Below are 8,509 nucleotides of genomic sequence, written 5' to 3'. Positions count from 1 at the left end.
CTGTGGCTCACCTCCGATCACGTGGTCGAGGTATGTCGTGCACGGTTCGGAGTGCCGGCGGAGCAAGCGATATTGCTCGCCGAGGGGATGCTCAACCAGACATGGCGGATTTCCTGTCCCGACCACGACCGGGTCCTGCGCGTCGGACGGGAGGAGCGGACGACCGAGCAGGTCGCCTACGAATATGCCGCGGCGTCCGCGTGGGCGACGGTCACGCCACAGCTGGTGGTCGCCGAGCACGACGAAGCACCGGTCGTCGACGGGCACACCCTGACACTTTTCCCGTTCGTCGAAGGGATCTCCGGGACCGGGGTCGCCGGACCTGAACGGGCACGACAGCTCGCGCCCGTCCTCGCGGCGATGCACCGGGCGTCGCTGGCGCTCGGGCTCGGGCAGCGACCGGGCTTCCATGCCGTGGACGAATCCCCGCGGTGGTTCGGATGGAGCCACGCCCGGGCGAGGATCGTCGAACGGTTCGGGCGCGGACCGGACGTCACCGGCCCGAGCGCTGTAGTCGACCGGACGATCGAGCACCTCGACCGGCTATTGGATCGATGGCAGGCGACGGGTCACTTGTCCATGCGCGCCACCGTGCATGGCGACCTCAATGCCCGCAACCAGCTCTACCGCGACGGCGTTCTCGTCGGCATCATCGACACCGATGAATGCCGACTGGAGCCGTTGGTCTGGGACATCGCCCTCCTCGCCCACAGCGAACCCGACGTGTCCCCGCACACCGTGTGGCGGGACTACCTCGCCGCCGACGGCCCGCTGGACCCGGCTGACCGGGAGATGCTCGCGCCATTCGCCCGCATCGCCGCGTTGAGCGAACTCACCTGGTTGACCGACGACGCCGGCATCGCGACCCACCTCGCCCTCCGCAACCTCACCGACATAGCCCACCAACTGGCCGAAGGCGGGAACCGCGGGGGATGAACGCAGCCCGCCTTGCAGGTTCGATACAGGCGACATTGGTGGAGGTAGCCTGCCCGAGTGGTCGGAATCCCCCAGGACTTTGCATTGAGCGTCGCCGAGCGTGAAGGCGAGCCCGGTCGGGTGTGGATCGAGTCACTTCCGGATCTGATCGACGAGTTTCTGCTCCGGTGGCGATGCACCCCGACCGCGCCGATCAGTCGCGGCAAGGTTGGGGTCATCGTCCCCGTCCAACGTGCGGACGGCGTGCCCGCCGTCCTCAAGATCTCGTTCACCCACCCTGGCAACAGGTACGAGGCGGAGGCCTTCGCCACCTGGAACGGGCGAGGCGCTGTCCTGCTGTACGAACGGGACGACGCGCAGTTCGCGATGCTCCTGGAGCAGGCCGAATGGCAGACACTGGACGATCTCGGCGACGTCTACCAGGCAACGGCAGCGATCGGTCAGCTCGCTCGACGACTCGCCGTTACGGCTCCTCCAAACCTGCCCCGGTTGGCGGATCGAGCCGACGAGTGGGACCAGACTCTCCGCGAAGACACCGAGACGCTGGGCCATCCGCTATCGGAACATGCGTTGGGCGCGGCTCTTGCGACGATCCAGGACCTCGGCCGTGGACAGCCCGAGACCATGGTCCACGGTGACCTGCATTTCGGGAACGTCGTTCGTGCACAGCGCGAGCCCTGGCTTGTGATCGACCCAAAGGGCCTCGCCGGCGACCTTGCTTCGGACTCGTTCAGAGTTCTTGTTCGTGGTGCCGAGAGCCTGCTCGCTGCTGACAACCTGGAAGCGGAGTTGCTGCGCCGTCTATCGATCTTCGCCAAGGCCGCAGAGGTCGAACGCGAACGAGTGATCCGGTGGGCGCAGCTTGACTCAATGATCGGCGCCTACTACAGCCGCAAGTTCCACGCCGCGGCGTGGATCACTCACGCGCACGACCAGGTGACCGAGCTTCTGGCCAGACATCTGTAACTCCCAAAGATCAGGATGTCTTGCCCGATACCTGCCGCGGCCATCCTCCCGCCCTGGCCCGAACAAGCTTGGCCACGTCCGGGATGCTGCGATCGTCGGTGTTTATCCAGAAGTCCGCGCAATCGTTCTGCTCCAGCTCGTGGGACAGCTGAATCGCACGCCGGTGAAGCTTTTCGATCCCGTCTCCTCGTTCGCGGCCGCGGCGAACGATCCGGCTTCGTAGCTCGTCGCCACCGGCCGTCAGACGGCAGAGAGCTGTGACGGCTCCAGGGATCGCGGCGGCGTACATGGCAAGGCCGTCTCGGTTCTCGATCACTCCGGCGGCGATCAGACAACGCGCGCCAGCGCGCTGGAAGTTCTGCCACACCGACGTAAGGTTCCGCGCCTTGAGCCGCTCGTTGTACGGGTCGTCGTCCGGGACGGGCCAGCAAGCGCCCAGGAGGTCGATGTCGACCAGAGCGGGCTGGTGACCTTCGTCGACGAGCTGATCGAAGATCTCCCACGAGACCGTCGTCTTACCGACGGCTGGCGGCCCCGACAGAACCAGGAACGGCACTGGCTTCGCATGGTTGGACATCGTCGGCGAGCCTAAGCAGGATCACTTCTTGTCGAACGCGTCCTTGACCTTGTCACCGGCCTGCTTGAGGTTGCTCTTGGACTGCTCGCGCTTCCCCTCGCGCTCCATCGCGTCGTCGTCGGTGGCGTCGCCGAGCTTCTCTTTGCCTTTACCAACCGCTTCTTCCATCTTGTGCTTGGCCTTGTCTGAGTCCGCCATGTGGCCCTCCCTCAATTGGTGTTCTCCTGAGTGTTATGCCCTTCCTGAGCCTGGGCTAAGCGTCCCTGCCCCAGACGCTTCAACTGTCAGTTGCACGCGGTCGGTGTAGAAGGCCACGTGGTTGGCGATGGCCGCCATTGCCGGGTGTGGAGTTGGGTAGGTCCAGACGGCATCCACGATCTGTCGACCGTCAGCCAGCACGACGTCGTAGTAGGAGGCCTCGCCCTTGTAGGGACAGTAGGTTCGCGTGCTGCTTTGGCGAAGCGAGCCGGGAATGACATCGCCGAGAGGGATGTAACTCACCGGCGAGTACTCGGCCTCGCGCAGGGTCAGCGCGGCCGTGGTGTCGGCGATGACGGTATCTGCGACGCGCACGACGACGCGGCGAGCATCGGAGTCGATGGTGATCGGGTGGTTCTCGTCTGGGACCAGAATCTTCTTGGCCATGTCTTGCCTCCTGACGGGTCGCGACCTGCGACGGTTCCTGGTGAGAGTGACGGAAGCTCAGATGGCGCTGCGGCCGCCGTCGACCGGGAAGACGGCACCGGTGACGTAGCCGCTCTTGTCGGAGGCGAGGAACGCGATCACCTCGGCGATCTCCTCCGGTTGGGCCGCACGGCCCATCAGGGTGGTGCGGCCGAGGGTCTCGATGCGTTCCGGTTCGGCGCCGTTGCTGAAGACCGGTCCTGGCGCGACCGTGTTGACCCGGACGCCAGCTGGACTGAACTCCGCCGCCCAGGCCCGACTCATCGCAGTCAACGCGGCCTTGGTCGCGCCGTAGGCGGCACCGCCGGCGAGCCCAACGCGGCCCGCCATGCTGTCGACGCTAATGATGCTGCCCCGGCCGGCCTTCGCCATCCGCGGCGCCACCGCGGCAACCAGCTGGTAGGCGGAGCGGACGTTGCTGGCGAACAGCCGGTCGAACGTGTCCGTGTCGAGTTGGTCGGTCGGCCCGAACCAGGAGAAACCGCCGTTGTTCACCAGCACGTCGACCTCACCGGCTTCGCTGGCGAGCCGCTCGACGTCGGCGGCGTCGGACAGGTCGGCGGCAACGAACCGTGCGCGCCCACCGGCTGCAGTGATTTCCTCGACCGTCGCAGCGCCGCGCTCTGGGTCCCTTCCATGAATGACCACGTCGAAGCCGTCGCGTGCGAGGGCGAGCGCGGTCGACTTGCCGATACCGCTGGTGGACCCGGTGACCACGGCGGTCCGGTTATGCAGGTCCTGATCCATGCTCTGTGCCATGGCCCCTCCTTCGATTGGGTAGACCTGTCTGTCTGGTCTTGCGAGAACCATAGACAGGTCTGTCTACTCATGTCAACCGCAGCCGACGCAGTCATTGGCCGGGCACCGACCTGTGCGGTAAAGTAGACAGGTCTGTCTGAAGGAGGTGGGCCGGTGAGCGTCACCGCAGCGACCCCGTCCGAGGGCCGGACTCCCGCACGGGAGCGACTGCTGGCCGCCGCCGACGAACTGTTCTACGCCGAGGGCGTACAGAGCGTCGGCATCGACCGCATCATCGAGCACGCAGGCGTGGCGAAGGCATCGCTCTACAACTTGTTCGGGAGCAAAGAGGCGCTCGTCAATGCCTACCTGGAGTCCCGCCACCGCAGCACCCTCGAACTGCTCAACGCCGCCGTCGGTCGCCACCGCGACCCGCGCAAACGACTCCTGGCCGTCTTCGACGCACAAGGCGAGCTCTTCACCGACCCCGGCTTTCGCGGCTGCGCCATCGTCACCGCCACCGCCGAAGCACCCGACGGCAGCATTATCGACAAGGCCGCCGACGAATACCGGGCGGAAATGCAGGACCTGCTCACCGACCTCGCCCGAGCGGCCGGCGCCGCCAGTCCGGCAAGGCTCGCCCGCCAGCTTCACCTGCTTTACGACGGCGCCGCCGTCGCCGCCCGCATGGACCACGACCCGTCCATAGCGCGATGCGCGCGCGTCGCGGCCGAGGTGCTGCTGGACGCGTCACTCTAGCCAAGCACCGGCTGCTTGACGGGACATTGCGCGGCACCGAGCGCAAGCCCTCGCGGATGTTGTCGTTGTGGGGCATGGTGGGCGGATGTCTGGCCCATCAGAGCGCGGTCGCCGGTCTGGACAGCGCGCGGAGTCCTCCGGTCCGAACCTGGACGAGCTTCTCGCGCACATGGGTCCGAGCGGGACCGCGCTCGTGACCTGTGGCGACTTGGTTTGGCAGAGCGGGGATGTCGACGCACCGTTCGTGATCTACAGCATCACGAAGTCGGCAATCGCCGCTGCATTCCTGCTACTCGAACAGGAAGGCGTGCTTAACCTCGACACATCCATCGGTTCCGCGCTCGGGGACGGCCGCTTCGACGCCTCCCTCCGCCAACTCCTCACTCACAGCAGTGGGATCCCGGACTACGGGCGCGTACCCGCCTACCAGTCCGCGGTGTACGCGACGCCATCGCAACCCTGGTCGGACGAGCGGTTCCTCGAACATGTCATGGCGGCGGGCCAGGACTTCGCACCAGGCGAAGGGTGGGCGTATTCCAACACCGGTTACCTTCTCCTCCGCCGTGTCCTGGACCAGCACGGCGGACTGGCCTCGCTGCTGCCGGCTGTGGGGTTCAAGGCTGCGAGCGTCGCGGAGAGCCTTTCCGACTTCGATCGCGCAGTCAGCGCAACGAGTCGCCAGCTCGGCGACGGCATCCACCAGGTAGCGGGCCGCTATCACCCTGGCTGGGTGGGACACCGGACCGCCGTGACGACGGCGCGCGATCTCCACGGCTTCTGGAGTACGCCGCCGGCCCAGTTCCTCGACCCGGCGACACTCGTGCCGATCGGCCGCGATGCTCCCGGGTTTGTCCGGGCCTGCTATGGCCTGGGCGTGATGGCTGACCCGGGCAACCCGCACGGCTTGGTCATCGGGCACGGCGGGGGCGGACCCGGCTATTCGGCGGCTGTGTTCGCAGCACCCCAGCACGATGCTGTCGCAATCGTTCTTGAGCCGAACGAGAACTTCCCGGGGCAAGAGTTGGCACGCGACTTGCTGACCGCGGCGATCGCTCAGAGCTGACGCCCCCGCGGTGTCAACCGTCGACGAGGAGGCCGCGGAGCGGTCCTTGAAGGCGTTCGCTGCGTCGGGACACGCCGGGCAGCATGCGGAGTCGGTGGGTGGCGGGTTGGCCGGATTCGGCCCGGTGGAGCTGCTCTTCGGCGATCGGTCGCCAGAGCGAGTCGATCACCTGCGCGGGGTCGCCGGCGACCTGGTCAGCCGGTCGTTGCAGGTGCTCGGCCCACAACTGGAGTCGGGTTTGGCGGGCGAGCGCCCGGTCACAGGTGGCGATGTTGACCTCAGTGTCGTTGAACAACGAATGCTCGTTGAGGTTGGCCGACCCGAGGGTGAGCCATTCGTCATCGATGACGGCGATTTTCGCGTGTACGTAGAGGCGGCTGGTCCGGTTCTCCTCGTGCGAGTAGATGGTGGTGGCGAGCACCCGGTCCGGGCCGGCGGCGAGGAGGCGGCCGAGCTGCCCGCGGGTGGTGTCCGCGCCGTTATTCGGTCGGCTCGGGAGGACGAGGAGGACCCGGAAGTCGTCTCGCGGGGGGTTGCGTAGTTTTTCGCACAACAGGTCGACGACCTCCGTGGACCAGAGGAACTGGTTCTCCAGATAGACCAGCCGCTCCGCGCGCCGTAGCGCCTTCAGGTAGGTCTCAGCGATGCCGAACTTTCCGGACGGAGCGAACCGGTAGGTGTTTTCGGGCACCGTCCTTGTCAGCTGGACGGTCACGTCGCCGGCGGGCGGCGGCGGCGCAGGTGAGGTGATCGCCTCCTGGGCGACCTCGGTCCAGCGGGCGGCGAAGTGCGACGCGACGTCGGCGACCACCGGCCCGCGCAGTTCGACGGCGCCATCATGCCAGCCGAGTGCGCCGCGGGGTCGATGAGAAGTGTCGTCGTACCGGTCGCCGGAGAGTGCGGTCATGTCGATCCCGCCGACGAAGGCGACCTCGTCGTCGACCACGATGACCTTCTCGTGGTGGCAGTGCAGTGACCGCTCCCGGGCATCGAGCACACACGCGATCCGGCTGTCTCGACAGAACTCGTCCCGGGCGGCCTCTGCCATCTTCCGTGTCGGTTGGAAGAGGGGGACGGGCGGGCCGGCCCACATCAGCAGTCGGACCGGCAACCGGTCGGCGAGGTCGGCGAGTAGGTCCCGCAGGAGCGGGCCGTCCGGGTTGCGGGTGAGCCGGAAGTCGGGGCTGGTGTGCCAGCCGGAGATGTGGACGTGGGATCGGGCGGCCTCCAGGGTCGCCGCGATTGCGGTCAGGGCCGCGGCGCCGTCGACGTGGATGATCATCGAATTCCCGTCGCGGGCGGGGTAGTCATCGCTCGCCCAGGGCGTCGAATCCGAGGCTGCCAACGCTGGGGAGCCGAGACGGCGCAACCGCCGCCGATGGTGTCCGCGGGTCGCCGCCTCCACCCGATCCCCGACGATCCCGTCGAGCCGGTCCACCAGGGGCATCGGGTTCACGGCCAAAGCATGCCATCCCCTCCGGGAGGTCGGTACGGCGATGCGAAGGTCGTCGTCGACCCGTCGGCGTGCGGCGTGAGCCGAGCCCGGCCCGGGAGCCGGTGCCCGTCCCTACTGCACGAGCAGGCAGAAGGGATGGCCGGCGGGGTCGGCGAGAACGAACAACGGCTCGTCCTCGTCGGAACTGCGGTCGTAGAGAAGTGTCGCGCCCAGCTGTTCGGCGCGGTGTCGTTGGTGTTCGAGCTCGTCGATGTCGCCCACTCGATAGTCATGGTGCATGTGTTTGGGGACCTGGTGGGTGGGCCAGGTGGGTTTGGCGAGCTGCGGAACTTGTTGGATGGCAAACACACGACTGCCCTCGGAGTTCAGCAGCACGAGCCAGTCCGCATCGTCGGGACCTCCGCCAGGCTTCTCGTCGCCGGGCCGGTAGCGGAGCCCAAGGAACTCGCGGTAGAACTCCGCGAGGCCTCTGCAGTCGGTGGCGTCGATGGCGGTGTGCATCAGGCTCGGGTACTGCGTCACGGCAAACCTCCGGAGTGTTGGCGGGCGACAACAGTGTGGGCGTATGCCTGCCCGGTTCGGCCAGTCTTGGACTTCGACTGCTGACGGCCTCAGGCATGCTTAGAGTGCCCACTAGCGGTTCGAAGACGTGAAACACAAAAGTGTATTGATCGGAAGTCATGAGCGACTTTGCTCTCCGGGTCCGTGCCCTGATCGCTGCAGGCGAGGGATACCAGCGAGCCTTTGCGACCGCTGTCGGGCTGGGCCGGACCGAGGCCGCCGCACTGGGGCACCTTTATCACGGCGGGCCGCAGACCCCGACGCACCTCGCCGGCCGCCTGCAGTTCACGGGTGGCACGGTCACCGGGCTCGCCGATCGGATGGTGACCGCCGGTTACGTCACTCGTACGCGTTTCCCGGAGGACCGACGCAAGGTTCTTCTCGCTCTCACCCCGGCCGGCCGGAGGCTGATCGAGCGTGGCTTCGAGGTCTTCGCCGCGGAGGTTGAGCGGGCGGTTGGCAACACCTCATCGGCTGTGCGCGATGAGGTTTCGGCTGTACTGGATCGCATCACGGTGTCGCTCGAGGCCAGCGCCGACACCTTGGCCGGCGATACGACGCCTGAGGAGGTGAACGGCTTCACGTCCGCGCCGGGTGGCCTTTGATCCGCCGCGTGGGTCTTGGCGTGGGCATGATGGCGGGCTCAGGTGGCTTCGGGGTCGGCGCCGGAGGCGGCGCACCCGACGCGCCGAGCGCCATGCGGCCGACCTGCTCCACTTCGAGCATCTCCTCGGCCACCCGATACCCAGTCACTGGGGATGGTCTACCT

General features: G+C 67.0%; 11 protein-coding genes. 5 read left to right on the top strand and 6 right to left on the bottom strand.

Going from position 1 to position 8,509, the window contains the following annotated elements:
* Both VGH85_14090 and VGH85_14085 read left to right on the top strand, forming a co-directional pair.
* Positions 1-936, top strand: a 936-nt coding sequence (locus VGH85_14090) for a phosphotransferase (GenBank protein ID HEY2174935.1), incomplete at its 5' end; no start/stop codon positions are given.
* A 57-nt stretch (positions 937-993) separates the two neighbouring features.
* Entirely contained in the window at positions 994-1,902 is a 909-nt protein-coding gene (locus tag VGH85_14085; protein HEY2174934.1) for an aminoglycoside phosphotransferase family protein, read from the top strand.
* A 10-nt stretch (positions 1,903-1,912) separates the two neighbouring features.
* On the opposite strand, the gene VGH85_14080 is transcribed toward VGH85_14085, so the two are convergent.
* Genes VGH85_14080 through VGH85_14065 form a run of 4 tightly spaced genes read right to left on the bottom strand, consistent with a single transcriptional unit; the run spans position 1,913 to position 3,922 of the window.
* On the bottom strand, positions 1,913-2,479 hold the full coding sequence (locus VGH85_14080) for a hypothetical protein (protein HEY2174933.1): 567 nt from the start codon (positions 2,477-2,479) through the stop codon (positions 1,913-1,915).
* Positions 2,480-2,500: 21 nt separating this feature from the next.
* On the bottom strand, positions 2,501-2,677 hold the full coding sequence (locus VGH85_14075; GenBank protein HEY2174932.1) for a CsbD family protein: 177 nt from the start codon (positions 2,675-2,677) through the stop codon (positions 2,501-2,503).
* 33 nt (positions 2,678-2,710) lie between these two features.
* On the bottom strand, positions 2,711-3,124 hold the full coding sequence (locus VGH85_14070) for a DUF427 domain-containing protein (protein ID HEY2174931.1): 414 nt from the start codon (positions 3,122-3,124) through the stop codon (positions 2,711-2,713).
* Positions 3,125-3,181: 57 nt separating this feature from the next.
* Positions 3,182-3,922 carry an SDR family NAD(P)-dependent oxidoreductase gene (locus tag VGH85_14065; GenBank protein ID HEY2174930.1) on the bottom strand — a complete coding sequence of 247 codons (741 nt, stop codon included), beginning with the start codon at positions 3,920-3,922 and terminating at the stop codon, positions 3,182-3,184.
* A gap of 153 nt (positions 3,923-4,075) precedes the next feature.
* Between VGH85_14065 and VGH85_14060 the strand changes: the two genes are divergently transcribed.
* A complete protein-coding gene (locus VGH85_14060; protein ID HEY2174929.1) occupies positions 4,076-4,660 on the top strand; it encodes a TetR/AcrR family transcriptional regulator in 585 nt (194 codons plus the stop codon).
* An 85-nt stretch (positions 4,661-4,745) separates the two neighbouring features.
* A complete protein-coding gene (locus tag VGH85_14055) occupies positions 4,746-5,723 on the top strand; it encodes a serine hydrolase domain-containing protein (protein ID HEY2174928.1) in 978 nt (325 codons plus the stop codon).
* A 13-nt stretch (positions 5,724-5,736) separates the two neighbouring features.
* On the opposite strand, the gene VGH85_14050 is transcribed toward VGH85_14055, so the two are convergent.
* Positions 5,737-7,170 (bottom strand): phospholipase D family protein, encoded by a 1,434-nt coding sequence (locus VGH85_14050; protein HEY2174927.1) that lies wholly within the window; start codon positions 7,168-7,170, stop codon positions 5,737-5,739.
* Between the two features lie 120 nt (positions 7,171-7,290).
* A complete protein-coding gene (locus VGH85_14045; GenBank protein HEY2174926.1) occupies positions 7,291-7,701 on the bottom strand; it encodes a VOC family protein in 411 nt (136 codons plus the stop codon).
* A 158-nt stretch (positions 7,702-7,859) separates the two neighbouring features.
* Between VGH85_14045 and VGH85_14040 the strand changes: the two genes are divergently transcribed.
* Positions 7,860-8,345: a MarR family winged helix-turn-helix transcriptional regulator gene (locus tag VGH85_14040; GenBank protein ID HEY2174925.1), complete on the top strand. Its 486-nt coding sequence runs from the start codon at positions 7,860-7,862 to the stop codon at positions 8,343-8,345.
* The last annotated feature ends 164 nt before the right edge of the window (positions 8,346-8,509 follow it).

This window comes from Mycobacteriales bacterium (assembly GCA_036497565.1).
In the GTDB taxonomy this organism is placed as follows: Bacteria; Actinomycetota; Actinomycetes; order Mycobacteriales; family QHCD01; genus DASXJE01.
Note: the sequence above shows the minus strand (reverse complement) of the source record. Positions and strands in the feature narration are given on the sequence as shown.

Bases quoted from the DNA above. Each gene is read 5' to 3' on its own strand.
- VGH85_14080 (HEY2174933.1), bottom strand. From the start codon at position 2,479: ATGTCCAACCATGCGAAGCCAGTGCCGTTCCTGGTTCTGTCGGGGCCG.
- VGH85_14065 (HEY2174930.1), bottom strand. From the start codon at position 3,922: ATGGCACAGAGCATGGATCAGGACCTGCATAACCGGACCGCCGTGGTC.
- VGH85_14040 (HEY2174925.1), top strand. From the start codon at position 7,860: ATGAGCGACTTTGCTCTCCGGGTCCGTGCCCTGATCGCTGCAGGCGAG.
- VGH85_14055 (HEY2174928.1), top strand. From the start codon at position 4,746: ATGTCTGGCCCATCAGAGCGCGGTCGCCGGTCTGGACAGCGCGCGGAG.
- VGH85_14050 (HEY2174927.1), bottom strand. From the start codon at position 7,170: ATGCCCCTGGTGGACCGGCTCGACGGGATCGTCGGGGATCGGGTGGAG.
- VGH85_14075 (HEY2174932.1), bottom strand. From the start codon at position 2,677: ATGGCGGACTCAGACAAGGCCAAGCACAAGATGGAAGAAGCGGTTGGT.
- VGH85_14070 (HEY2174931.1), bottom strand. From the start codon at position 3,124: ATGGCCAAGAAGATTCTGGTCCCAGACGAGAACCACCCGATCACCATC.